General features: G+C 70.0%; 25 protein-coding genes. 16 read left to right on the forward strand and 9 right to left on the reverse strand.

The features are described 5' to 3' along the window. Nucleotides 1-25: 25 nt before the first annotated feature. On the forward strand, nt 26-1,234 hold the full coding sequence (gene metK / locus ACJH6I_RS02110; RefSeq protein ID WP_061006655.1) for a methionine adenosyltransferase: 1,209 nt from the start codon (nt 26-28) through the stop codon (nt 1,232-1,234). A gap of 58 nt (nt 1,235-1,292) precedes the next feature. Here the strand turns inward: metK and ACJH6I_RS02115 are convergent, their stop codons facing one another. The 6 genes from ACJH6I_RS02115 to ACJH6I_RS02140 form a co-directional block, all read right to left on the reverse strand. Continuing rightward, nucleotides 1,293-2,525 carry an MFS transporter gene (locus tag ACJH6I_RS02115; RefSeq protein ID WP_406783708.1) on the reverse strand — a complete coding sequence of 411 codons (1,233 nt, stop codon included), beginning with the start codon at nt 2,523-2,525 and terminating at the stop codon, nt 1,293-1,295. Beyond that, complete coding sequence (locus ACJH6I_RS02120) at nt 2,525-3,550, reverse strand: PLP-dependent cysteine synthase family protein (protein ID WP_406783709.1); 1,026 nt, start codon at nt 3,548-3,550, stop codon at nt 2,525-2,527. Before ACJH6I_RS02120 ends, ACJH6I_RS02115 begins: the two co-directional genes overlap by 1 nt. Nucleotides 3,551-3,739: 189 nt before the next feature. After that, on the reverse strand, nt 3,740-4,141 hold the full coding sequence (locus tag ACJH6I_RS02125; protein WP_406783647.1) for a hypothetical protein: 402 nt from the start codon (nt 4,139-4,141) through the stop codon (nt 3,740-3,742). Nucleotides 4,142-4,247: 106 nt separating this feature from the next. Then, nucleotides 4,248-5,726, reverse strand: coding sequence for an NAD(P)/FAD-dependent oxidoreductase (locus tag ACJH6I_RS02130; RefSeq protein ID WP_135356407.1), 1,479 nt, complete (start codon nt 5,724-5,726; stop codon nt 4,248-4,250). Between the two features lie 20 nt (nt 5,727-5,746). Further along, nucleotides 5,747-6,721 carry an alpha/beta hydrolase gene (locus ACJH6I_RS02135; protein ID WP_064858808.1) on the reverse strand — a complete coding sequence of 325 codons (975 nt, stop codon included), beginning with the start codon at nt 6,719-6,721 and terminating at the stop codon, nt 5,747-5,749. A gap of 3 nt (nt 6,722-6,724) precedes the next feature. Beyond that, on the reverse strand, nt 6,725-7,648 hold the full coding sequence (locus ACJH6I_RS02140) for an alpha/beta hydrolase (RefSeq protein ID WP_064858809.1): 924 nt from the start codon (nt 7,646-7,648) through the stop codon (nt 6,725-6,727). On the opposite strand from ACJH6I_RS02140, the gene ACJH6I_RS02145 reads away from it, so the two are divergent. The 7 genes from ACJH6I_RS02145 (at nt 7,647) to ACJH6I_RS02175 (ending at nt 15,064) form a co-directional block, all read left to right on the forward strand. After that, nucleotides 7,647-8,375: a lysoplasmalogenase gene (locus ACJH6I_RS02145; protein WP_207546807.1), complete on the forward strand. Its 729-nt coding sequence runs from the start codon at nt 7,647-7,649 to the stop codon at nt 8,373-8,375. The genes ACJH6I_RS02140 and ACJH6I_RS02145 overlap by 2 nt on opposite strands. Next, nucleotides 8,372-10,372, forward strand: coding sequence for a primosomal protein N' (locus tag ACJH6I_RS02150; RefSeq protein ID WP_064858810.1), 2,001 nt, complete (start codon nt 8,372-8,374; stop codon nt 10,370-10,372). Before ACJH6I_RS02145 ends, ACJH6I_RS02150 begins: the two co-directional genes overlap by 4 nt. Before the next feature lie 36 nt (nt 10,373-10,408). Next, nucleotides 10,409-11,335 (forward strand): methionyl-tRNA formyltransferase, encoded by a 927-nt coding sequence (gene fmt / locus ACJH6I_RS02155; protein ID WP_061006058.1) that lies wholly within the window; start codon nt 10,409-10,411, stop codon nt 11,333-11,335. After that, nucleotides 11,332-12,801, forward strand: coding sequence for an RsmB/NOP family class I SAM-dependent RNA methyltransferase (locus ACJH6I_RS02160; RefSeq protein ID WP_061006057.1), 1,470 nt, complete (start codon nt 11,332-11,334; stop codon nt 12,799-12,801). Before fmt ends, ACJH6I_RS02160 begins: the two co-directional genes overlap by 4 nt. Nucleotides 12,802-12,806: 5 nt before the next feature. Next, on the forward strand, nt 12,807-13,484 hold the full coding sequence (gene rpe, locus ACJH6I_RS02165) for a ribulose-phosphate 3-epimerase (protein ID WP_061006056.1): 678 nt from the start codon (nt 12,807-12,809) through the stop codon (nt 13,482-13,484). Next, on the forward strand, nt 13,481-14,491 hold the full coding sequence (gene ribD, locus ACJH6I_RS02170) for a bifunctional diaminohydroxyphosphoribosylaminopyrimidine deaminase/5-amino-6-(5-phosphoribosylamino)uracil reductase RibD (protein WP_406783648.1): 1,011 nt from the start codon (nt 13,481-13,483) through the stop codon (nt 14,489-14,491). The genes rpe and ribD overlap by 4 nt, the downstream gene beginning before the upstream one ends. A 327-nt stretch (nt 14,492-14,818) precedes the next feature. Next, nucleotides 14,819-15,064 (forward strand): hypothetical protein, encoded by a 246-nt coding sequence (locus ACJH6I_RS02175; protein WP_061000964.1) that lies wholly within the window; start codon nt 14,819-14,821, stop codon nt 15,062-15,064. 76 nt (nt 15,065-15,140) lie between these two features. On the opposite strand, the gene ACJH6I_RS02180 is transcribed toward ACJH6I_RS02175, so the two are convergent. After that, a complete protein-coding gene (locus tag ACJH6I_RS02180) occupies nt 15,141-16,718 on the reverse strand; it encodes an MFS transporter (protein WP_406783649.1) in 1,578 nt (525 codons plus the stop codon). Continuing rightward, a complete protein-coding gene (locus ACJH6I_RS02185) occupies nt 16,718-17,434 on the reverse strand; it encodes an LppX_LprAFG lipoprotein (RefSeq protein ID WP_061010808.1) in 717 nt (238 codons plus the stop codon). The genes ACJH6I_RS02180 and ACJH6I_RS02185 overlap by 1 nt, the downstream gene beginning before the upstream one ends. Before the next feature lie 65 nt (nt 17,435-17,499). On the opposite strand from ACJH6I_RS02185, the gene ACJH6I_RS02190 reads away from it, so the two are divergent. The 5 genes from ACJH6I_RS02190 to ACJH6I_RS02210 all read left to right on the forward strand — a co-directional run bounded on the left by ACJH6I_RS02190 (nt 17,500) and on the right by ACJH6I_RS02210 (nt 20,933). Beyond that, on the forward strand, nt 17,500-17,982 hold the full coding sequence (locus ACJH6I_RS02190) for a GNAT family N-acetyltransferase (protein ID WP_406783650.1): 483 nt from the start codon (nt 17,500-17,502) through the stop codon (nt 17,980-17,982). A gap of 10 nt (nt 17,983-17,992) precedes the next feature. Then, on the forward strand, nt 17,993-18,601 hold the full coding sequence (locus ACJH6I_RS02195; protein ID WP_061000959.1) for a riboflavin synthase: 609 nt from the start codon (nt 17,993-17,995) through the stop codon (nt 18,599-18,601). Between the two features lie 117 nt (nt 18,602-18,718). Then, nucleotides 18,719-19,978 (forward strand): bifunctional 3,4-dihydroxy-2-butanone-4-phosphate synthase/GTP cyclohydrolase II, encoded by a 1,260-nt coding sequence (locus ACJH6I_RS02200; RefSeq protein ID WP_029105258.1) that lies wholly within the window; start codon nt 18,719-18,721, stop codon nt 19,976-19,978. Continuing rightward, the gene (gene ribH / locus ACJH6I_RS02205; RefSeq protein WP_061000957.1) at nt 19,975-20,448 is read left to right on the forward strand and encodes a 6,7-dimethyl-8-ribityllumazine synthase; all 474 of its coding nucleotides are present in this window, start codon (nt 19,975-19,977) and stop codon (nt 20,446-20,448) included. The genes ACJH6I_RS02200 and ribH overlap by 4 nt, the downstream gene beginning before the upstream one ends. Continuing rightward, nucleotides 20,445-20,933, forward strand: coding sequence for a PH domain-containing protein (locus ACJH6I_RS02210; RefSeq protein WP_406783651.1), 489 nt, complete (start codon nt 20,445-20,447; stop codon nt 20,931-20,933). The genes ribH and ACJH6I_RS02210 overlap by 4 nt, the downstream gene beginning before the upstream one ends. Here the strand turns inward: ACJH6I_RS02210 and ACJH6I_RS02215 are convergent. Beyond that, entirely contained in the window at nt 20,908-21,402 is a 495-nt protein-coding gene (locus ACJH6I_RS02215; protein ID WP_406783652.1) for an N-acetyltransferase family protein, read from the reverse strand. The two genes, ACJH6I_RS02210 and ACJH6I_RS02215, sit on opposite strands and share 26 nt — an antisense overlap. 19 nt (nt 21,403-21,421) lie before the next feature. Between ACJH6I_RS02215 and ACJH6I_RS02220 the strand changes: the two genes are divergently transcribed. From ACJH6I_RS02220 to murD, 3 genes are read left to right on the forward strand one after another with little or no spacing between them, the layout of a single operon-like run. Beyond that, on the forward strand, nt 21,422-22,165 hold the full coding sequence (locus ACJH6I_RS02220; RefSeq protein WP_406783653.1) for a hypothetical protein: 744 nt from the start codon (nt 21,422-21,424) through the stop codon (nt 22,163-22,165). Further along, entirely contained in the window at nt 22,162-23,493 is a 1,332-nt protein-coding gene (locus ACJH6I_RS02225) for a hypothetical protein (RefSeq protein ID WP_406783654.1), read from the forward strand. The genes ACJH6I_RS02220 and ACJH6I_RS02225 overlap by 4 nt, the downstream gene beginning before the upstream one ends. After that, the gene (gene murD / locus ACJH6I_RS02230; protein WP_406783655.1) at nt 23,490-24,803 is read left to right on the forward strand and encodes a UDP-N-acetylmuramoyl-L-alanine--D-glutamate ligase; all 1,314 of its coding nucleotides are present in this window, start codon (nt 23,490-23,492) and stop codon (nt 24,801-24,803) included. The genes ACJH6I_RS02225 and murD overlap by 4 nt, the downstream gene beginning before the upstream one ends. Nucleotides 24,804-24,812 lie beyond the last annotated feature (9 nt).

Below are 24,812 nucleotides of genomic sequence, written 5' to 3' on the forward strand. Positions count from 1 at the left end.
TAAAGTTTTGGAAGGGATTTGCGACGTGAGTGAAGGTCGGCTGTTTACCAGCGAGTCAGTGACCGAAGGACATCCGGACAAGATCTGCGACGCCATCAGCGATTCGGTGCTGGACGCGCTCCTCGCGCAGGATCCCAAGTCGCGGGTCGCGGTGGAGACGCTCGTGACGACGGGTCAGGTCCATGTCGTGGGCGAGGTGACCACCAGCGCCAAGGAAGCGTTTGCCGACATCCCGCTGATCGTCCGTGACCGGATCCGCCAGATCGGTTACGACCACTCCGACAAGGGCTTCGACTACGCCACCTGCGGCGTCAACATCGGCATCGGCGCGCAGTCCCCGGACATCGCCGCGGGCGTCGACACCGCGCACGAGGCGCGTGTCGAGGGCGCGGGCGACCCGCTGGACGCCCAGGGCGCCGGCGACCAGGGCCTGATGTTCGGTTACGCCATCAACGACACCCCGGAGCTGATGCCGCTGCCGATCGCGCTGGCGCACCGGCTGTCGCGGCGCCTCACCGAGGTCCGCAAGAACAACACCGTCGACTACCTGCGGCCCGACGGCAAGACCCAGGTCACCATCGAGTACCGCGACAACGTTCCGGTCCGGCTGGACACCGTGGTCCTGTCCACCCAGCATGCCGAGGGCGTCGACCTCGACAAGACTCTGGCCCCGGACATCCGCCGCCACGTCGTCGAGACCGTGCTGGCCGACCTGGGCCACGACACCATGGACACCTCCGACTTCCGGCTGCTGGTCAACCCGACCGGCAACTTCGTCGTCGGTGGCCCGATGGGTGACGCCGGCCTGACCGGCCGCAAGATCATCGTCGACACCTACGGTGGCTGGGCCCGCCACGGCGGCGGCGCCTTCTCCGGCAAGGACCCGTCAAAGGTGGACCGCTCTGCCGCGTACGCGATGCGCTGGGTGGCCAAGAACGTCGTCGCCGCCGGCCTCGCCGACCGCGTCGAGGTCCAGGTCGCCTACGCCATCGGCAAGGCCGCCCCGGTGGGTCTGTTCGTCGAGACCTTCGGCACCGAGCACTTCGACCCTGCCCGCATCGAGAAGGCCATCACCTCGGTCTTCGACCTGCGTCCCGGCGCCATCATCCGCGACCTGGATCTGCTGCGCCCGATCTACGCGCCGACCGCCGCGTACGGCCACTTCGGCCGCACCGACATCGAGCTCCCCTGGGAGCAGCTGGACAAGGTCGACGACCTGAAGGCTTCCGTCTAGCACCTGCACCACACAAAACTGCCCCTCGTCGCTGGACGAGGGGCAGTTTTGCGTTCGGTCAGCCGACCGGCTGCGGCTCCAGCCGGCGGCTTCGGTACAGGGCGAGCGCGACCAGCAGGCTGATCGCCGTGAGCGACACCCAGACCAGTGCCGGCCGGCCGGCGTGACGCGCCGTCTCCATCAGCGCGCCCGTGGCGAGATTTCCCACCAGGATGCCGACGCCGACGATGGTGTTGTAGAAGCCGTAATACGTCGCGACCAGCCGGTCGCCGGCCAGTGACACCACGGTGTCCATCTCGAACGGATAGATCGCGGCCGAGCCGACGGCCAGCAGCGCGGCCGTCAGCAACAGCGCGGCAACCGCGGCCGGTTGCCCCCAGCGGTCGTCGGGCACCACGATGAGCGGGACGAACGCCGCTGCGAGCACCAGCACGCCGATGGTCAGCGACTGGGCGCGGCCGTAGCGCGCCGTGAACCAGGCCGTGATGCGGATCTGGCCGCCGATGGCGACCAGTCCCGACACGGCGAAAACCGCCGCCACGATGGCTGATTCGTGGCGCGGCGACAGCACTCCGGCGTGCAGTGGCAACGCGAGGTACACCTGGAACGTCACCACATAGGTGCCGACCATGGACGCCGCGAACAACAGGAACGGACGGTTGGCCAGCACGGTGCGCCAGTCGTGCAGGACCGAGACGCGCTCGGCGACAGCATGATCGGCGTGGTCCTTCGGTAGTGCGAACAGCTGCGCGATGGTCAGCACCGCGAACACCACCGCCGCCATGCCCGCCGTCACCCGGAAGTCCAGTCCCATCAGGGCCAGTCCCACCAGCGGACCGGCGAGGATGCCGCCCTGATAGAAGACGTTGAACACCGTGAACGCCGCCACCCGGCGCTCGCCGGAGTCCGCGGCCAGGTAGGCCCGCACCGCCGGGTTGAAAAGTGCCCCCGCGAAACCGGTTGCCGCCGAGGCGATCAGCAACGCCGGGAGCGACTGTGCGACCGCGAGCAGGCCGAACGCGGCCGTGCGCAGCAGACAGCCCGCCACGATCAGCGGCTTGTAGCCCAGCCGGTCGGCCAACGTCCCACCGACGATGAACATGCCCTGCTGCGAGAAGTTCCGGACCCCGAGCACCAGGCCGACGGCCCAGCCGGCCAGGCCGAGCGGTCCGGCCAGATATCCGGCCAGGTACGGCATCAGCATGTAGAAGCCGAGGTTGATGCCGAACTGGTTGAGCATCAGCACCCGGCTGGGCCAGCCGAAGCTGCGGAACTGCGTGAGCACCTCCATCAGAGCGTCGCAGCCTCGGGCCTGCGCACCGTCGTGCAGCGGGTCCACGAATCCACCACGCGCTCAGCGTGGTCCGCGATCACCGCGGGCTCGGCGGGCGGCTCGATGCCGAGCAGATTGTGCTGTCGGCAGTAGTCGTCGTTGTAGACGGTGTCGAAATACCGTTGCGGCCCATCGGGAAAGATCGCGGCGATGGTGGTGTCCGCGTCGTGGTGACGCGCCGCCCAACCGGCGACCAGAGCGACTGCGCCGCCGCTCCAGCCGCTGCTGGCGTAGCTGGTCGAGGCCAGGGCCCGGCACGCCCACACCGCCTCGGCGGGTGCCACCCAGTGCACTTCCGAGAACGCGGCGTAGTCGACGTTGTCGGGGTAGATGCTCGACCCCAGGCCACGCATCAGCCGGCTCTGCGCGGGCTGGCCGAAGATCGTCGACCCGATGGTGTCGACGCCGATCAGTTTCAGGTCGGGATTGAACTCCCGCAACACTTTTGCCACCCCGGCCGAATGCCCGCCGGTGCCCACCGAGCACACCAGGATGTCGACGATGCCCAGCTGCGACTGCAGTTCGAGCGCGAGGTCGCGGTACGCGTCGACGTTGTCGGGGTTGTTGTACTGGTCGGGGTACCACGCGGTGGGGTCACCGGCCAGGATCTCCGCGACCCGGTCGCGGCGGGCCTGCTGCCAGCCGCCGGTCGGGTGGGGCTCGGTGACCAGGTCGATGTCGGCGCCGTACGCGGCCAGCATGCGCAGCATCATCGGTTCCATGCCGGGATCGGTCACCAGCGTGACCGGGTGCCCGTACACGGTGCCGGCCAGGGCCAGACCGAGTCCGAGTGTGCCGCTGGTGGATTCGACGATCCGGGCGCCGGGCAACAGGTCGCCGCGGGCCCGGCCGCGTTCGACCATGTACATGGCGGGCCGGTCTTTCATACCGCCGGGGTTCACGCCTTCGAGCTTGGCCCAGAAGCCGCGGTCGTCGGTGGTGAAGGGCGCGGCGATCCGCAGCACCGGGGTGCCGCCGACCATGGTGCCCGGCCGGTCGTAGCGGGCCAGTCGGCACGGTCCCGACGCCGGTCGAGAGGGTTTTCTGGGCAGGGTGAGGTTGGACGAATTGTTCATGGGTGCATCACTTTTCGCTTGAGGCCGCGGTGCGGTAGCGGGATCGGGCAGCGAACACCGATCAGCCACGAACAGTGGCCGACCTGCGCTGACCGATCAGCGTCGGGAGATGCAGAGCCGGGTCAGGACCGCCCGGCCGGTGTGGAGCACAGCCACCTGCCGGGGCGGGCCCCGGCTCGTGAGCGTCCTCGACGCGCACCAGCACACCGTGGCGACACACAGCGCCACCACCAGGCCGAGAGCCAGGAGGGTGGTGGCGGACCGGGGGAGACCCGCGGTGGCGAACAGTTCCGGAGCCGGCAGGATCGAGCCGTCCCGCGCGTGCGGGTGTTCGGCGGTCACCGACGGCAGCGTGTGTCCGGGGGCGACGAGCATGGGGGCGGCGTGCGCGTGCGCTGTGGCAACGGGCTTGGCACCCAGCTGGATTCCCAGGCCGAGACCGAGCAGCGCGACGAGCAGCACTGCCGCTGTCCGCCATCGCATCGGCCGGGTCGTCACCTCCGCGACTGTACCGACGATTCAGCGCCTATAGCCGTGCCGCTGCGAACGCATGCGGAAAAGTTACCGGGTTCAAAGAACTTTCATATGAGTGCCGGCGCGGACCTCAGGCGCTGAACTCGTAGTCGTCGAGGTCGAAGCGGCGGCTGCGGACGTAGGCCTCCACCGTGGTGGCGGGCCGCAGCGGCACGTCACCGTTCTTGTCGAAGTAGTAGCTGTTGGCCGTCTGGCAGCTGTCCTGCCAGAACACCTGGCGGTGACGCTTGCGCATCATCTCGTCGAAGTACCGGTCATTGGCTTCCTGCGAGACCTCCACGCGGTGGGCGCCGAGCTTTTCCGCCCGCTGCAGACACCGCACGATGTGGTGGGTCTGGGCTTCGATCAGCGCGAAATACGACGAACCCACGTAGCCGTACGGGCCCATCACCGTGAAGAAGTTCGGGAAGCCGGGGATGCTGACGCCCTCGTAGGCCTGCAGCCGCTGCGTCTCCCAGAACTCGCCGAGGGTATGACCGCCGGCGCCGGTGACGGGGAACGTCGGCACGCTGTCGACGTCCATCACCTTGAATCCGGTGGCCAGGATCAGCACGTCCACCTCGTGCTCCGGCCCGTCGGCGGTGCGTACTCCCGTGGGCGTGATGCGTTCGATGGATTCGGTTACCAGGCTTACGTTTTCGCGGTTGTAGGTCGCGAGGTAGGTGTTGTGGAACCCCGGTCGTTTACAGCCGACGGCGTAGCGCGGCGTGAGCTTGTCGCGCACCACGGGGTCGTGCACCTCGCGGCGCAGGAACGACCGGCCCATCCGGGCCGCACCGTCGGCCAACGGGAACACGCTGTAGTACTGCGCCGACAGCGGGAAGGTGAGCTCGACGTAGGCCTGGCTGGCCAGCCGCTGCAGGGTCTTGCCGCCGGGGACGCGCATCGCCCACCGGGCGGCCGCGGGCAGCGGTAGGTCCAGCTTGGGGAAACACCAGATCGGCGTCCGCTGAAATACCGTGAGGTGCTCCACGACCGGTGCGATCTCGGGGATCACCTGGACGGCCGAGGCCCCGGTGCCGATGATCGCGACCCGCTTGCCGCGCAGGTCGATGCTGCTGTCCCAGCGCGCGGTGTGCAGCGTGATGCCCGCGAAGTCGTTGACACCGTCGATGTCCGGCGGCTTGGGCACCGTCAGGACACCGCTGCCGTTGATCAGGAACCGCGCGGTGATGGTGCCGCCGCTGGTGTGCACGCGCCACAGGTCGGCGGCATCGTCGTACTCGGCACCGGTGACCTCGGTGCCGAACCGGATCCGGTCCCGCAGCCCGTACTTGTCGACGCAGTGCTCGGCGTAGGCCTTGAGCTCGTGGCCCTTGGCGTAGGTGCGCGACCAATCGGCGCTCTGCTCGAACGAGAACTGGTACGAGAACGACGGGATATCCACGGCGACACCGGGATAGGTGTTCCAGAACCAGGTACCGCCGGGACCCGAGCCGGCCTCGAGAATTTGGTAGTCACCGAGCCCGGCCCGGTCCAGCAGGATGCCGGCCCCGATCCCGGAGAAGCCGGCGCCGACGATCACCGTTTGGACATCAGGCGTTGTCATGGGTCCATACTCGCGGAAACTCAGGCGTAGAGGGCGGCTTTCAGGGCCGCGAGTCCGCGATTGGTGGCCTCGGTCGCCACCGGCGACGCCAGGGCCAGGCTGACGAAGCCGTGCACCATGGTCGGCTCGTTGCTCAGTTCGACCGGAACACCGGCCGCGGCAAGCAGTTTGGCGTAGTGCGCGCCGTCGTCGCGTAGCGGGTCGTGCTCGGCGGTCCCGATGTACGCCGGCGGCAGACCTTCCAGGGACTCGGCATTCGCCGGGGCCAGGTCGGTCGGCAGCGTCGAGGCGTCGCTGAGATCCATGCCGGGCAGGTACCAGGACAGGAAGGCCGCGGTCACGTTGCTGTTGAGCATGGGCGCGTCGGCGTTCTCGGTGAACGACGGCAGCGTGATGTCACCGGTGGCGACGGGGTACCAGAGCAGCTGGAACTTCAGTGCGGGGCCACCGGCGTCGCGCGCCCGCAGCGCCATCACGGCGGAGATGTTGCCGCCGGCGGAGTCACCCGCGACCGCGAGGCGCGTCGGGTCGCCGCCGAGCTCGGTGGCGTGCGCACCGACCCACTGCAGCGCGGCCCAGGAATCCTCGATGGCGGCCGGGAACGGGTGCTCGGGCGCCAGCCGGTACTCGACCGACACCACGATGGCGCGGGCGCCGACGGCGTGGGCGCGGGCCACATGGTCGTGCGAATCCAGGTCACCGATGGCCCAGCCGCCGCCGTGGTAGAAGACCACGACCGGCAGCGGACGGGTCTCGCCGTCGATGGGCGGCCAGTAGATGCGGGCCGGAATCTGGCCTGCCGCACCGCAATCGAGCACGCGGTTCTCGATCCGCAGATCCGGCAGCATCGCGGCCGGCGGTCGCACCGCGGCGAGCTTGGCCCGCGCCACCTCGACACCGTCGTCGATCGTGAACTCCAGCGGCACGGCGTCCAGGAGGGCTTTGAGGATCGGGTCGATGGCAGGCCGGGTGTCCGGCGTCACATCTGAAGTCATGCCTCAGGCTAACGCGGCTCGAAGCGCGGCCAGCGCCTTGTCGGCTGCTTCGGTCGTCGCCGGCACCACGCCGTAGTAACCGAGGTAACCGTGCACCAGGGTCTCGGCGTTGTGCACCTCGACGGAAACCCCTGCCGCGGTGAGCATCTCGCCGTAACGGATGCCATCATCGCGCAGCGGGTCGTATCCGGCGACGGCGATGTAGGCCGGTGCCAGCCCGGCGAGGGACTCGGCGCGCGCCGGGACCAGCGCGGCCGGCGGGTTCCGCAGGTCGACGCCCGTGGCGTACAGCAACGAGAAACCGCCGACGGCGTCGCGGCCCAGAACCGGGGCGTCGGCGTTCTCCGTGAACGACGGCAACGACGTGTCCCACGTGGTCGCGGGGTACCACAGCAGCTGGGCGCGCAGCGTGATGCCGGCGTCGCGGGCCAGTTGGGCGACCACCGCGGCCAGATTGCCGCCGGCCGAATCGCCGGCCACCGCAAGGCGATTCGGGTCGCCGCCGATCTCGTCGGCGTGTGCGGCCAGCCACTGCGTGACGGCCCACACGTCGTCGACCGCGGCGGGGAACGGGTGCTCAGGGGCGAGCCGGTAATCCACCGACACCACCACGGCGCCGGTCCCGGCGGCATGCAGGCGGGCGGTGCCGTCATAGGTGTCCAGATCGCCGACCACCCAGCCGCCGCCGTGGAAGAACAACACGACCGGCGCCGACGGTTCGACATCGGCGGGCCAGTAGATGCGGACCGGCACGCCGTCGATCACGCGGTCCTCGGCGCGGACCTCGGGGAACACCGGCTTGCGGGGCAGCTCCCGGAACCGGGCCCGGGCGGCTTCGACGCCGCCGTCCATGGTCAATTGGAACGGAACGGCTTCCAGTACCTTTTGCAGAATGGGATCGAGCGGGGGACGCGCAGTGTCCGACATGAGTTCACCGTACGCACTGCGCCGGCGGCTGTGGCTGGCGGCCGCGGTGGTGGCCGCGGCCTACGGCGTCTTCCTCATCGTGACGGCGCTGCGGTTGCCCTCGGGCGCCGATCTGACCGGCCAGTTCGCCCTGCAGCCGGAGGTCAAGGCACTACCCGCGCTGCTGCTGGCGGCCATGGCCGCCGGCCATCCCATCATCCGCGAACGCAACTGGCTGGTCGCCGCACTGGTGTTCTCGGCGGGCGGCGACTTCCTGCTGGCCGTGCCGGGCTGGCCCATCGGATTCGTGTTCGGGCTCGGCTCGTTCCTGATCGCGCACCTGTGCTTCCTGGCCGCCCTGCTGCCGCTGGCCCGGCGCACCCCGGCCGCCACCGCCGGCGCCGCGGTCCTGGTGGTCGTCTGCATCGGGCTTATCGTCTGGTTCTGGCCGAGCCTGGTGGCGCAGCAGATGACCATCCCCGTCACGGTGTACATGGCCGTCCTGGTCGCGATGGTGTGCACCGCACTGTTCGCCGAGCTGCCGACCCGCGCGACGGCCCTCGGTGCGCTGTGTTTCGCGGTGAGCGACGGCATGATCGGCATCAGCAAGTTCGTGCTCGGTGACGAGAGGCTGGCGGTCCCGATCTGGTGGGCCTACGCCGCCTCGTTGCTCCTGATCACCGCCGGCTTCTTCGCGGGCCGGACGGTGTCGACGGTGTCGGCCGTGTCTGCTACACCGACTGCGTGACCGTCACCAGACAGCAGGCCGAGCACGAGCCCGTGGCTCGGGTGCTGCCCATGCTGTCGGTGCCGCACCTGGACCGTGAGTTCGACTACCTGGTGCCGGCCGAGCTGTCCGACGACGCCCAGCCGGGCGTCCGCGCCAAGGTACGGTTCAACGGCCGGCTGGTCGACGCGTTCATCCTCGAAAGACGTTCGGACACCGACCATTCCGGCAAGCTCGGCTGGTTGGACCGCGTGGTGTCGGCCGAGCGGGTCCTGACCCCCGACGTGCAGCGGCTCGCCGAGGCGGTGGCCGCCCGGTACGCCGGCAGCCGGCCCGACGTGTTGCGGCTGGCGATTCCGCCCCGGCACGCGACCGTGGAGAAACAGGCGCCGCCGGAACTCCCGCCGTTCGTCCCGCGGGACGTCGACGCCGGTGCCTGGCAGCAGTACGGCCGTGGCGAGCAGTTCCTCGAGGCGCTCGCCGAAGGCCGGGCCGCGCGCGCGGTGTGGCAGGCGCTGCCGGGGGAGGACTGGGCGCGGCGGCTCTCCGAGGCGGCGGCCGTCGTCGTCAACGCCGGCCGTGGGGCACTGCTGATCGTGCCGGACCAGCGCGACGTCGATGCCGTCCACGCCGCCGCGCTGGGGCTCGTCGACGAGTCCCGGGTGGTGGCGCTGTCGGCGGGTCTCGGCCCGTCCCAGCGCTACCGGCGCTGGCTGTCGGTACTGCGCGGCCAGGCGCGCCTCGTGATCGGTACCCGCAGCGCGGTTTTCGCACCCGTCGCCGACCTCGGCCTCATCGTCGTGTGGGACGACGGGGACGACTCGCTGGCCGAGCCACGCGCGCCGTATCCGCACGCCCGTGAGGTCGCGATGCTGCGGGCGCACCAATTGCGTTGCGGCGCAGTCATCGGGGGCTTCGCGCGCACCGCCGAAGCGCAGGCGCTGGTGCGCAGCAAGTGGGCGCACGATCTGGTGGCCGGCCGCAGCGTGGTGCGAGCGAGGGCCCCGCGCGTCGTCGCGCTCGACGACGACGCCCACACCCACGAGCGCGACGCCGCCGCCCGCACCGCGCGGCTGCCGTCGATGGCCCTGGGCGCGGCCCGGGCCGCGCTGAGCGCCGGGCGGCCGGTGCTGGTCCAGGTGCCACGCCGCGGCTACGTTCCCGCGCTGGCCTGCGGCAAATGCCGGACCATCGCCCGGTGCCGGCACTGCACGGGGCCGCTGTCGCTGCCCGACCGCGACACCGTCGGCGCGGTGTGCCGGTGGTGCGGCCGCCAGGACATCGCGCTGCGTTGCGGCCGGTGCGGCTCGGACGCGGTACGTGCTGTCGTGGTCGGGGCCCGGCGCACCGCCGAGGAGCTGGGCCGGGCCTTCCCGGGCGTGCCCGTCGTCACCTCCGGTGGTGACGCCGTGGTGACCGAGGTACCCGCCCGCCCCGCGGTGGTGGTGGCGACGCCGGGCGCCGAACCGCGTGCCGACGGCGGTTACGGCGCGGCGCTGTTGCTCGACGGCTGGGCGTTGCTGGGCCGCCAGGATCTGCGCGCGGCCGAGGACACGTTGCGCCGCTGGATGTCGGCAGCGGCCATGGTGGTCGATCGCGCGGCCGGCGGCACGGTCGCAGTGGTGGCCGAATCGTCGATCCCGACGGTGCAGGCGCTGGTGCGCTGGGATCCGGTCGGGCATGCCGAGGCCGAGCTCGACGGCCGTGCCGAGGTCGGGCTGCCGCCCGCCGTGCATCTCGCGGCCGTCGACGGCGTCCCCGAGGCGGCAGACGCGCTGCTGGAGGCCGCCGCCCTGCCGCCCGATGCCGAGGTGCTGGGCCCGGTCGATCTGCCGTTCGGTGCCCGCCGTCCGCCCGGTGTGGACCCGGGCGTTCCCGTGCACCGCATGCTGGTGCGGGTCTCGCGCGATCGCGGGCTGGTGCTCGCGGCGGCCCTGCGCCGGGCGACCGGAGTGCTCAGCGCCCGCCACGATCAGACGCCGGTGCGGGTGCAGATCGATCCGCTGCATATCGGATGAGTAGGTTCGGCCGCTGCACAAGTAGCCTGGTGGATCGTGCGTATCGTCTTCGCCGGAACCCCGGAACCCGCGCTGCCGTCATTGCGTCGGCTCATCGCGTCGCCCCGCCACGAGGTGGTGGCGGTGCTGACCCGTCCGGACGCGGCCTCCGGTCGCCGCGGCAAGCCGGCGCCGTCCCCGGTAGCGGAACTCGCTCTGGCCGAAGGCATTCCGGTGCTGCGGCCGGCCAAGCCCAATGAACCCGAGTTCGTTGCCGAACTCGCCGCGCTGGCCCCCGACTGCTGCGCCGTCGTCGCCTACGGTGCGCTGCTGCGTGACGAGTTGCTGGCGGTGCCCCGCCTGGGCTGGATCAACCTGCACTTCTCGGTGCTGCCGGCGTGGCGCGGTGCCGCCCCGGTGCAGGCCGCGATCGCCGCGGGCGACGAGGTGACGGGCGCCACCACGTTCCAGATCGAACGGGCTCTCGACTCCGGTCCGGTGTACGGCGTGCTGACCGAGACGGTGCGGCCCATCGACACCGCGGGTGACCTGCTGGCCCGACTGGCCGACGCCGGTGCCGGGCTGCTGGAGACGACGCTCGACGGTGTCGAGGACGGCGCGCTGACCGCGGTGCCGCAACCCACAGACGGTGTGACGATCGCGCCCAAGGTCACCGTCGAAGACGCGCGCGTGCGCTGGGACCTGCCGGCGCACGTCGTCGATCGCCGCGTTCGCGCGGTCACGCCGAACCCGGGCGCCTGGACCGAGATCGGCGACCTGCGGGTCAAGCTCGGTCCGGTGGTACCGATCGAGGGAGAAGCGTTGGCGCCCGGTGCAATTCGCGTGCAGAAATCCGGCGTGCTGGTCGGCACCGGGAGCACACCGGTGCGCCTGGGCATGGTGCAACCGCCGGGGAAGAAGCTGATGAATGCGGCGGACTGGGCGCGCGGCGCCCGGCTGGACGAAGGTGTGGTGGCCCGGTGACTGAACGCGGTAACAGTGGGCGCGGGGGCCGGCAGGGCCGTCCCCACAACCAGGGGCGCGCGGGTGGCCGGGACCGTCAGGACCGCCAGCCGGGCCGGTCGCAGGGGCCACGCGGCCCACGCCGCAAGCCGCTCGATCCGGCCCGCCAGGCCGCGTTCGACGTGCTGCGCGCGGTGTCGCAGCGCGATGCCTACGCCAACCTCGCGCTGCCGGCCATCCTGCGCGAGCGCGACATCACCGGCCGCGATGCGGCCTTCGCCACCGAACTGACCTACGGCACCTGCCGCTGCATCGGGCTGCTCGACGCGGTGATCGAGAGTGCCGCCGGGCGGCCCACCGACCGGATCGACGCCGTCCTGCTCGATCTGCTGCGGCTCGGCGCCTACCAGTTGCTCCGTACCCGCGTCGATGCCCACGCCGCCGTGGACACGACCGTCGAGCAGGCCGGCATCGAATTCGATTCGGTGCGTGCGGGTTTCGTCAACGGCGTGCTGCGCACCATCGCCGGCAAGGATGAGGCCGCCTGGGTGGCCGAGCTCGCGCCGTCGGCCGCCGCCGACCCGATCGGCCACACCGCGTTCACGCACGCGCACCCGCGGTGGGTGGCGCAGTCCTTCGCCGACGCACTCGGCGCCGACGCGGGGGAGCTCGACGCGATGCTCACCAGCGACGACGAACGCCCCGTCGTGCACCTCGCGGCCCGCCCCGGGGAGATCAGTGCCGAGGAGCTCGCCGCGGCGATCGGCGGCGACGTCGGCCGGTTCTCGCCGTACGCGGTATACCTGCCCGGCGGCGACCCCGGCCAGCTGGACCCGATCCGGGACGGTCTGGCGCAGGTGCAGGACGAGGGCAGCCAGCTGGTGGCCCGCGCCCTGACCGAGGTGCCGCTGGAGGGCAACGACACCCGCTGGCTGGATCTGTGCTCGGGTCCCGGCGGCAAGACCGCGATGCTGGCGGCCATCGCCGCGCAGAGCGGCGCCACGGTGACCGCGGTCGAACCGACGGAGCACCGCGCCGACCTGGTCGAGCGCAACACCGCCGGCATGGGTGTCGAGGTCCTGCGGGTCGACGGCCGTGAGTCCGGTCTCGAGCCCGGATCCTTCGACCGGGTCCTGGTCGACGCCCCCTGCACGGGCCTGGGCGCGCTGCGTCGCCGGCCCGAGGCGCGGTGGCGCCGGCAGCCGTCCGATGTGCCCGGCCTGGCCCGGCTGCAGCGCGAATTGCTCGCTGCGGCAATCAAACTCACCCGGCCCGGTGGGGTGGTCCTGTACGCGACGTGTTCGCCGCACCTGGCCGAGACCGTCGGAGTGATCGCCGACGCCGTGCGCCGTCAACCGGTCGAACAGATCGACACCCGCCCGCTGTTCGCCCCGGCCGATCGGCTGGGTCCCGGACCACACGTGCAGTTATGGCCACATCGGCATGGCACCGATGCGATGTTCGCGGCCGCGCTCAAAGTAGTCTGACCGCCATGGCAGGACCAATGATCGCCCCGTCCATCCTCTCCGCCGACTTCGCCCGGCTCGCCGACGAGACCGCGGCGGTCGAGGGCGCCGACTGGCTGCATGTCGACGTCATGGACAACCACTTCGTCCCCAACCTGACGCTGGGGCTGCCGGTCGTCGAGAGCCTGCTGAAGGTCACCGACATCCCGATGGACTGCCATCTGATGATCGAGGACCCCAAGCGCTGGGCCCCCGCCTACGCCGAGGCCGGCGCCTACAACGTGACGTTCCACGCCGAGGCCACCGACGACCCGATCTCGGTCGCCCGCGACATCCGCGCGGCCGGCGCCAAGGCCGGCCTGTCCGTCAAACCCGGTACCCCGATCGAGCCCTACCTCGACATCCTGCGCGACTTCGACACCCTGCTGGTGATGTCGGTCGAGCCGGGCTTCGGCGGCCAGAAGTTCATCGCCGAGGTACTGCCCAAGGTCACCGCGGTACGCCGGCTGGTCGACTCCGGTGAGCTGACCCTGGTCGTCGAGATCGACGGCGGCATCAACGACGACACCATCGAAGCCGCGGCCGCGGCCGGTGTGGACTGCTTCGTCGCGGGCTCCGCGGTGTACAACGCGGCGGATCCGGGTGCCGCGGTGGAATCGCTGCGGCGTCAGGCCGCGGCCGCGTCACCGCACCTGGTGCTGTGACGCCGGAGGCCATCGAGTCGGCCATGCGGATGGCCATCGACCAGGCCGATGCGGTCAAAGGCACGACGTACCCGAACCCGCCGGTCGGCGCGGTGATCCTGGACCGCGACGGCGAAGTGGCCGGCGTCGGCGGGACCCAGCCGCCGGGGGAGGCGCACGCCGAGGTGATGGCGCTGCGGCGCGCCGGTACCCGCGCTGCGGGCGGCACCGCGGTGGTGACGCTCGAACCGTGCAACCACCAGGGCCGCACGGGCCCGTGCGTGGACGCACTGTTGGACGCCGGGGTCGCGGCCGTGGTGTTCGCCGTGGCCGACCCCAATCCGGTGGCGGCGGGCGGTGCCCAGCGGCTGACCGATGCCGGCGTGACGGTGTCGTCGGGCGTCCTGGCCGATGAGGTCGGCGGTGGGCCGCTGCGTGAATGGCTGCACCGCCAGCGCACCGGCCGACCCCATGTGACGTGGAAATTCGCGGCGAGCGTCGACGGGCGCAGCGCCGCCGCCGACGGCACCAGCCAGTGGATCACGGGCCCGGCGGCCCGGGCCGACGTGCACCGGCACCGTGCGGTGGCCGACGCCATCGTCGTCGGCACGGGCACGGTGCTGGCCGACGATCCGACGCTGACCGCGCGCCTGTCGGACGGCAGCCCGGCGGCCCGTCAGCCGCTGCGCGTGGTGGTCGGGGAGCGCGAAATCTCGTCGGAGGCCAACGTCCTGAACGACGATTCCCGCACCATGGTGATCCGGACCCACGATCCGCTCGAGGTGCTCCAGGCGCTGGCGGACCGCACCGATGTGATCCTCGAAGGCGGTCCGACCCTGGCCGGGGCGTTCGTCCGGGCGGGACTCGTCGACCGGATTCTGGCTTATCTGGCGCCGACGCTACTGGGCGGACCGATCACGGCGATCGACGACGCCGGGGTGGCGACCATCTCGCAGGCCCGGCGCTGGCGGTTCGACGGCGTCGTGACCGTCGGTGCCGATGTCCGGCTCAGTCTGGTGCCGAACTGATTGCTCGGGAGCTTCCAGCGAACTTTTTGCAGCGGCCCGAGGCGGTTCGGCTGCGAAAGTGGCCGGCCGATACACCCGATCTGATTCCCGCGAGCGGCTGAGATGTGCGATTCAGCGTGGCGCCCAATGTGATTGGGCTCACCGCGGCCCATCTTTAGTTTTGCTAATCGTTATCAGTTCGAGATCAACGCCGCCGCATTCGTGCAGGAAGCCCCGATTGCGCATCCGTAAAATTGAGGACAGACACCGGATCACCTGGATCCGGCTGAAATATCGCGCTCACCGATGTTGTTAGAGCGAAGGTGATCACGAGCAAAGGATACGAGCATGACTGCACTGCAGGACTGGCTCAGCTTCCGTCCGGGTGACGATGGCATCAAGGACATGATGTTCCGCCGGCCCCTACGGGCGGTGCTGAGTGTCGTCGAAGAGTTCGACGAGGCCGTGGACGTGGCGCTGGTGCGCCTCGCGGCCCACGCGAACGGGTCCCACCCGGAGCCCGCGCCCGCGCCGACCCCGGCGTACATCCCGGCCAATGTGGTGCTGATGCGCCCGGGCATCGAGCGGTGCTGAACCGCTACCGCTGACGAGGCCAGAAACAACGGAGCCGCAGAGTCGATCGACTTTGCGGCTCCGTTGTCGTTACGGCCTATGCCACCGGCGCGGGATCAACCTCGGGAGCGTTTTCGGGCTCCTCGGCCTGCTCGTGGCGGCCGGCGATCAGCAGACCGGCCAGCGCGCCCACCACACACACGATGGCGGTGATCAGGAAGATCGAGCTGTACTGCATGGTGTAAGCGGTCCTGGTATTCCGCGTGATCTGCTCTGCGGCCTCGGCAAGGCTGCCGCCCTTCACCGGCGGCATCGAGGCCAGCGCCTGCTGCACCTTGTACAGGCCGTACGCGGTCAGTGCCGCCATACCGATGAGCATGCCGATCATGCGGGACACGACGACCGCGGCCGAGGCGATGCCGTGCTGGGCCGTCGGGACCACCCGCAGCGTGGCCGACGTCAGCGGTCCGATGACCAGACCGAGGCCCAGGCCCGCGATGATCAGGTCGGTCGGCAGCGTCGGCAGCGAGACCACCACGAGGTCGTGGCTGGCCGAGAGCACATCCATGTCCCAGTGCGACACCAGCAGGTACGCGCCCGCCGCGATGAGCAGACCGACGAAGGCGACGATCCGGTCGCCGACGCGCGTCGCGACCCAGCCGCCGATCAGGGCGCCCACGGGCAGCGCGCCCAGGAACCATGCCAGCTTGAAGATCGCGTGGGCCTGGTCGATGCCGAGCACACCGCGGCTGAACAGCTCGACGTTCACCAGCGTGACCATCAGCGCCGCGCCAGCGCACAGCGACGACGCCAGGCCCGCCAGGAACGGCCGGAAGTGCACGCCCACCGGATCGATCAGCTTGGTGCGGGCGAACTTCTCCCACGCGAAGAACGCGACCGCGACGACCGCGGCAGCGATCAGCAACGGCGGGCCGTTTTCCGGGAGCACCTGCTTGCCGTCCGGGTTGGGGTTGTACAGACCCCACGTCGCCAGTCCCAGCGCGACGGCCAGCAGGACGCCGCCGAGGACGTCGATCTTCTCCGGCGTCTCGGTCTCGGCGCGCGACGGCAGGCTGAGGTGGATCATCACCATGGCCGCGAGCGTCAGTGGCACGTTGATCCAGAAGACGTCGCGCCAGTCGTGCAGCACCCAGACCACGGCCACGCCGTACAGCGGGCCGAGCACGCTGCCCAGCTCCTGCGCGGCGCCGATACCGCCCAGCACGCCGGCGCGGTTGCGTGCGGCCCACAGATCGGCGGCCAGGGCGAGCGTCACCGGCAGCAGCGCGCCACTGGCGACGCCCTGAATGGTCCGGCCGACGATCAGCTGGATCAGCGGCTCGACCATCTCGTTCGCCGGGGCGAACATGCCGGCCATCGCGGTGACGATCGAGCCGACGGCGAACAGCGCCAGGCTCGCCTGGAGCACCAGCTTGCGGCCGAAGCGGTCGGAGGCCCGGCCCAGCAGTGGCATCGCCGCGATGTAGCCCAGCAGGTACCACGTGACCACGGGCGTGACCTGCTGGATCTTGTTGATCGGGATGCCGATCCCGTCCGGCGGGTCCTTCATCATGTCGGTCATGATCGTCACGACGACATAAGTGTCGAGCGCGCCGAGCAGGACCGCGAGACTGCCTGCGGCTATGGCGACGTGGCGGTTGCTACCCCCGGCCATTACTGAACGTCGGGCTTGTTGACGGTGACCGGCTTACCCCAGTCGGTCAGCGTCATCTGCAGGTTGTTGCCCGGGCTGGTCTCCAGCTGCGCCTGTGCCAGCTGGTGGTTGCCGCCCTCTTCGATCCAGGCGGTGCCCGGCAGCGCGGACGTGACCTTCAGCTGCGGGGCGATCTTGTTGACGGCCTCGGCGCTGACGGTACCGGTGACCTTGACGGTCTTCACACCGTTGATGTCCTCGCGGCCCACGGCCTTGGCATCGGTGAAGTTGTCCAGGATGTTGGCCAGGCCGGTCTCCGGGCGCAAGATCGCCGAGATGTCGTAGATGGCGTCGGCGGGGCCGAAGTCGGACAGCGGGCCACCGGACGACAGCGATGCGTACAGGTGGTTGTCGTAGACGACGAACGGCGCGTCCTGGACGCCCATGCCGCCCACCGACAGGTTGGCCTTGCCCTGGCCGGCGACGGCCGGGGTCAGCGTCATGTCGCCGGTCAGCTTGGTGACCGTCAGCTTGGCGATCTTGCCGTTGACGGTCAGGACCAGGTGCACGCTCTGCTGGCCGCGGGTGGTGTCGGCGGACTGCTTGAGCAGCGCCGCGGCGTCCGGCAGCGGCGCCGAGGGGGCCTCGGACTTCGAGCATCCGGAGACCAGGAGCACCCCGGCCATCACGGTGGAGAGTAGGGAAACAAGCATGGCGGAGCGTTTGCGCGTCTGCATGTCCTGCATCGTAATAGGTGCGCCCGACTAACAAGTTGCCTCGATCGGCCGGTAGAACCACAACCATGGTTGCTGAACTCGAATTTCGGGCGGTTCCGATCGATGTCGGGGACGGTGCGGCACTGGTCAGCGCGATGGAGGCCGAGATGGCCGAGCTGTATGCCGACGTGCGCGGCGGACTCGATCTGAACGCACCCGACATGCCGAAGGCCGGCCCGGCCGAACTCGGCCCGCCGCACGGCGTCTACCTGGCCGGATACCGCGACGGCCGGCCCGTCTGCGGCGGCGGTCTCAAGCGGCTGCCCGAAGGTGCCTGCGAGATCAAGCGGATGTACGTCGCGCCCGAGGCGCGCGGGCACGGCCTGGCCCGAATCCTGTTGCGGGCCTTGGAGGACGCCGCCCGCGGGCTCGGATACGCGGTTGCCAGGCTCGACACCGGGGCCCGGCAGCCGTATGCCCAGCGGTTGTACGAGTCCGACGGATACCGGCCGATCGCCAATTTCAACGGCAACCCGGTGGCTCATTACTTCGGCGAGAAGCAGCTTTAAGCTTGGCCCCATGTTCACCGGCATTGTCGAAGAGCTCGGCGAGATCGTCAGCAAGGACCAACTGGCCGACGCGGCGCGGTTCGTCATCCGCGGCCCGTTGGTCACCACCGATGCCGGGCACGGTGACTCGATCGCGGTGAACGGAGTCTGCCTGACGGTCGTCGACGTGCTGCCCGACGGCGCGTTCTCCGCCGACGTGATGGCCGAGACCCTCAACCGGTCCAGCCTCGCCGGCGTCGAGGTCGGCGGCCGGGTCAATCTGGAGCGCGCCGCGGCGCTCAACAGCCGGCTGGGCGGGCACATCGTGCAGGGCCATGTGGACGGCACCGGCACTGTGTTGTCGCGCACACCGTCCGAACACTGGGAGGTCGTGCGCATCGCGCTGCCGCCGCAGCTGGCCCGGTACGTGGTCGAGAAGGGCTCGATCACCGTCGACGGGGTATCGCTGACGGTGTCCGGCCTGGGCCGTGACGAGCAGGGCGACTGGTTCGAGATCTCTCTGATTCCAACGACGTTGCAGCTGACGACGCTGGGCCGCGCCCCGGTCGGCACCACGGTGAACCTGGAAGTCGACGTCATCGCCAAATACGTCGAGCGGCTGCTCACCCCGGCGCAGTAGTCCCGGTCACGCTGCGTCCGCTGAGCGGACGAGCGGGAGTAAGTCGGCCTGTACCAGTGGTTCATACTGGTAGGTGATCAACATGGCCCTGATGTGGCCACGGCAAGGGTGGTGGAGATGACGAGGCTTGATTCCGTCGAGCGGGCGATTGCCGATATCGCGGCGGGCAAGGCTGTCGTCGTCATTGACGACGAAGATCGCGAGAACGAGGGCGATCTGATCTTCGCCGCGGAGAAGGCGACGCCGGAACTGGTGGCCTTCATGGTCCGCTACACCTCCGGCTACCTGTGTGTGCCGCTCGACGGCGCGATCTGCGACAAGCTGGGCCTGCTGCCGATGTACGCGGTGAACCAGGACAAGCACGGCACCGCCTACACCGTCACGGTGGACGCGAAAAAGGGTGTGGGAACCGGCATTTCGGCTTCCGACCGGGCCAAGACCATGCAGGCCCTGGCTGATCCGGATGCCGTCGCCGATGATTTCACCAAACCCGGGCACGTAGTTCCGTTGCGCGCCAAGGACGGCGGCGTGCTCCGCCGTCCCGGTCACACCGAGGCCGCCGTCGATCTGGCCCGGCTGGCCGGATTGCAGCCCGCCGGCGCGATCTGCGAGATCGTCAGCCAGAAGGACGAGGGCTCCATGGCCCAGACCGACGAGCTGCGCGTCTTCGCCGATGACCACGATCTGGCGCTGATCTCGATCGCCGATCTGATCGAGTGGCGCCGTAAGCACGAGAAGCACATCGAGCGCGTCGCCGAGGCCCGGATTCCGACCCGGCACGGTGAGTTCCGGGCCGTCGGCTACACCAGCATGTACGAAGATGTCGAGCACGTGGCGCTGGTGCGCGGCGACGTGTCCCCGGAAAACGGTGACGACGTACTGGTGCGGGTGCACTCCGAGTGCCTCACCGGTGACGTGTTCGGCTCGCGGCGCTGCGATTGCGGGCCCCAGCTCGACGCTGCCATGGAGATGGTGGCCAACGAGGGCCGAGGCGTGGTGCTGTACATGCGCGGACATGAGGGCCGCGGTATCGGGCTGTTGCACAAGCTGCAGGCCTACCAGCTGCAGGACGCCGGCGCCGACACCGTCGACGCCAACCTCGAGCTCGGCCTGCCCGCCGATGCCCGCGACTACGGCATCGGGGCACAGATCCTGGTCGACCTCGGTATCCGCTCCATGCGGCTGCTGACCAACAACCCGGCCAAGCGCGTCGGCCTCGACGGCTACGGACTGCACATCATCGAGCGCGTCCCGCTGCCCATCGGCCCCAACGCCGACAACATCCGGTACCTGATGACCAAGCGGGACCGGATGGGCCACGACCTCATCGGCCTCGACGATTTCGCCGGTGACGCAACAGACGGAGAAGGTAAATGAGTGGTGTCGGTGTTCCGGACATGCCGGAGCTCGACGCGTCCGGGATCAAACTCGCCATCGTCGCCAGCACCTGGCACACCACCATCTGTGACGCGTTGCTCGACGGCGCCCGCCGGGTGGCCACCGCATCGGGGATCGCCGAACCGACCGTGGTCCGGGTGCTCGGTGCCATCGAAATCCCGGTCGTGGCACAGGAATTGGCCAAGAACCACGACGCCGTCATCGCGCTGGGCGTGGTGATCCGGGGCGGCACACCGCATTTCGACTACGTGTGTGACGCTGTCACGCAGGGTCTGACCCGGGTGTCGCTAGACGAGTCGACACCGGTCGCCAACGGCGTGCTGACGGTCAACACCGAGGAGCAGGCCATCGACCGTGCCGGTCTGCCGGGTTCGGCGGAGGACAAGGGCGAGCAGGCCGCCTCGGCCGCGCTCGCCACCGCGATCACCCTGCGCGATCTGCGTCGATGACCGTGCCGATGACCAGGGAAACCGGCAGCTGGGACCTCGAGGTCCGGCCGCATCGCGTGAAGTACGTTGCCTACGCCGCGGCGGCCGTCATCATCGCCGTGCACGTCACGGTCGGTGCGCTGCTGAAAATCGGTGCCACCGGGGTGATCTTCCAGACCGCCGACCAGGTGTCGATGGCGCTGCTCGGCATCATCCTGGCCGGTGCGGTGCTGCTGCCCACGCGGTCCCGGCTGCGGGTCGGACCGGCCGGCATCGTCGTCCGTAACGTCCTGAGCGACAAGACCATTGCCTGGTCCGACATCGTCGGGGTGTCGTTCCCGCTGGGCGCCCGCTGGGCCCGGGTTGATCTGCCCGACGATGAGTACGTCCCGATCATGGCCATCCAGACCGTCGACAAGGCCCGGGCCGTCGACGCGATGGACCGCCTTCGGGAGCTGGTCGCGAAATACCGGCCCGATCTCAGCTCAGCGTCAAAGACATCGTGAGTTCGTCTGCCGGGCCGGGGTTTTCGGATCCCTCGGCCGGGTCGGCCGTGGCGACGAAGCCGAAGGCGCGGTAGACGCCGAGCGCGGCGGTGTTGTCGCGGTGTACCCGCAGTGTCACGGTGTGGGCGCCCAGGCCGCGGCCCCAGTCGATGGCCGCGGTCAGCAGCGTGCGCGCCACCCCGTGGCCGCGCGCGACCGGATCGGTCCACAGCGAGTAGAGGTACACCGAGCTCGGGCTGGATCGATGCGCCGCGATCAGGCCTACCAGCCGGTCCTCGTGCGCCACGGCGAACTGGGCATGCGCGCGCAGCCGGCGCCGCCACTGTGTCCCGGTGAAGCTCATCTCGGTGCGGTATTCGGCATCGTCGGTTCCCGCGGAATCGGCCAGCGCGCGCAGCCGCAGCGCCGCGAACACCCGCCAGTCGGCTTCGGTGAGCCGGATCACCCCCACCTGGGTGCTCCCTCCCATGGGATAGAATTTGCTGATAGTGACCGATTTTCGCATGCCTTCGCCGCCGCCTGACGTCGTGGCGATCGCACCCGCCGAACTGGTCGGCCGCCTTGGTGCGTACCCGACGGTGACCGTGCCGATCTACCAGGGCCGGACCGTCGACACCGCGTGGCTGTGGCACCACCTCGCCGAGCCCGCGGACTATTTCGGGCTGACCATGCCGTCCGAGGCCGATCTGGGTGCCGCGGTGGCCCGGTTCGAGGGGCAGCTGGTGGCCGTGACCGTCACGATCACCGACGGTGGCCGGTGCGCGGTGACCGGCACACCCTCGCAGCTGTACGAACCCGAGCCGGTCCGGATCGGCCGGCGCGACAGCGACTGGACCCCACCGGCGGCGACCGACGCGCAGTGGCTGCAGATGGCGGCCCGGACCACCAGTCTGGGCACCGTGGACCTGTTGCTGCGCCGGTTGGCCGACCAGGGCTGCGTGGACGGCATCGGGCCCGGCCCCGACGTCACGCCCGCCGTGGCCGGCGCGCTGGTCCTCGACATCGGCGCCGAACTGGTGGGCGTCGAGAACACCGAACCCGTCTCGATCCTCGAGCAATTGCAGGCCTGCGGTGTGGTGCGACCCGTCGTGCGGCGCGCCGCCGTGCCCGCCGACCAGGTGCTGCGCGCCTGGTGGATCTCACCGCAGTACCGCACGCACCCCGTCGCACAACTCGGCGACCATGCCGCCGGAATTGATTCCTCCTACCCGCCGTTCCTGGAGCAGCTGTGACCAAACCCTTTGTCCCACAGTCCTACAAGTCGTTCCGCATCGACGGCTACGACATCGAGGACGGCGTGTTCCACGGGCGCTACACCATGTGCGGGGCCGACTCCGCCGATGACGTCAGCTTCGCCGAGACCGTCGACTTCGGCGACACCCTGGGCGGTGGCCGGCCCGACGATCGGCTGCTGCGGCTGCTGACGCTGACCTGCGCGCTGAGCTACTACAAGGCGGCCGCGCCACCGCAGATCGAAATCGCTTTCCCGACTTACGATTTCGAGCGGGAGTATCTGCGTCAGGTACTCGCCGGCGGGCTCGGCGAGTACGCCTACCGCAACAACCTGCCGGGTGCGTTGAGCCCGGAACTCACCGGCGACCGCGCCGAGATCGCTGAACAGCAGCCGGACACCTGGAACGCCGACGCGCCGCCGCTGGTGCCGGTCGGCGGCGGCAAGGACTCGGTGGTGACCATCGAGGCCCTCGCCCCGCTGCAGCCGGTGTTGTTCAACGTCAACAGGTTCGACCCGATCGACCGGTGCGTCGAGATCAGCGGGCTGCCGCACGTGCGCGTGATGCGGACCATCGACCGCACCCTCATCGACGTCAACGCGGCCGGCGCCTACAACGGGCACATCCCGGTCACCGCGATCAACAGCATCATCGGCTTGATCGTGGCCGACGCCAGGGGCCTCGGTCCGGTGGTGCTGTCCAACGAGCGCTCGTCCAACGTCGGCAACGTCGAGTGGATGGGCCAGGACATCAACCACCAGTGGTCCAAGAGCGTCACCTACGAGACGCTGTTGCGCGACACCCTCGCCGCGTACGGGCTGAACCCCGACCGGTATTTCTCGCTGTTGCGTGGCCTCTCGGAGTCGCAGATCGCCGACCGGTTCGCGGCCAGTCCGCAGTACTTCCGCGCGTTCATCAGCTGTAACCGGCCGTTCGCGCTCGATGCCGGCCGCCGCGGCGCCACCTGGTGCGGGCATTGCCCGAAGTGTCAGTTCGTCTTCGTGCTGATGGCGCCGCGGCTGGGCCGCGACGAGGTCGAGGCGATCTTCGGGCGAAACCTGTTCGAGGACACCGACAGCCGGGCCGAGTTCGAGGACATCCTCGGGGTCGGCGCGCACAAGCCGTTCGAGTGCGTCGGTGAGTACTACGAGGCCGCCGAGTCGATGCTGACCATCCTCGACGACGAGGCCTGGGCCGGCCTGCCGCTGGTCGAGCAGTTCCGCAGTGCGCGAGCCGATCTGGAGCGCGTCGCCGCCGACCACGACGACAGCCCGGCAGTGCAGTACGTACCCGAGCGCTACCGCGCCGCCCTGGACGACCGGCCGTGACGTCACAACGTCCGCAGCTCGCCGGTGTCGCCGTCGGCATCTGGGGCTTCGGCAAGGAGGGCCAGTCGCTGGCCCGGACCGCGGCGGCCGAGGGCGCGGCGCGGATCGACGCCGTCGACGACGCCGGCCGCGGCACCCTGGACGCGCCGACCGACATCGCCAACCTGAGCCTGTGGCGCGGCGCCGAACACCTGACCCGACTGGCGGACTGTGACGTGGTGTTCCTCAGCCCCGGGATACCCTGGCATCAGCCGTTTTTCGCCGAGCTGCGCGCCGCAGGCGCCACCTTGTCGAGCGCCGCCGACTGGTACCTGCACCGCTACGCGGCACAGACCGTCGGCGTCACCGGGACCAAGGGCAAGAGCACGACGGCGTCGTTCCTGTCGCACCTGCTGCGGCGGCTCGGCGCCGATGCCGTGGTGGCGGGAAACATCGGCACCCCGCTGTCGGACCTGGCGCCGGCGCCGGACGCCGTCGTCGTCGCCGAGCTGTCCAGCCAGCAGTGCGCGCTGGTGACTGCGTCACCGCGGATCTCGGTGATCACCAACCTCTTCGAGGACCACCTGGACTGGCACGGCGACATCGACGCCTACCACGGCGCGAAGGCCAACATCTTCAGCCACGGCGGCGAGGTGCTGATCACCACGCCGCAGGTGCTGGCGGCTCTCGAGCGACTGGGTATCGCGCCGCCACCGGTGGTGCGCACCGTCGACGCGGCGGACGTGACGCGTCCCGAGGGGGATTACGTCATGGCCTACGAACACAACGTCGTCAACGGCGCACTGGCGGCCGTCGCGGCCGCCGAGGTGCTCGGCCGGCCGGTCACCGAGGACGAATTCCTCGGCGCGGTAACGACATTCGAGGCGCTGCCGCACCGGCTGCAGGTCGTGCGCCGCACCGGGGGAGTGCGCTGGATCGACGACACCCTGGCCACCACCGGGGAGAGCGTCGTCGCCGCGCTGCGCTCGATGCGGCCCGACGACCGGGTGGCGCTCATCGTCGGCGGCATGGACCGTCAGCTCGACTACGACCAGATCGACGACTATCTGCTCTCGGGCGCACGTGACGTTCACCTCATCCAGGGACCGACCAACGGCACCGCGATCGGTCGCCGCTTCGCCGCGGCGCAGCCCGCGTCGGTGCACCCGGTGGACAGTCTGCAGGCGGCGGTGCAGGTCGCGGCCGCCGTGCCGGGGGTGACGGCCGTGCTGCTGTCGCCGGGCGCGGCGAGCTACGACCTGTACGCGAACTACGTGGCCAAGGCCGCGGCGTTCTGCGAGCTCATCGATGCTGTCAGCCCGTCGAACTAACCTGTAACA

The organism is Mycobacterium sp. SMC-13, from assembly GCF_045311035.1.
Classification (GTDB): Bacteria; Actinomycetota; Actinomycetes; order Mycobacteriales; family Mycobacteriaceae; genus Mycobacterium.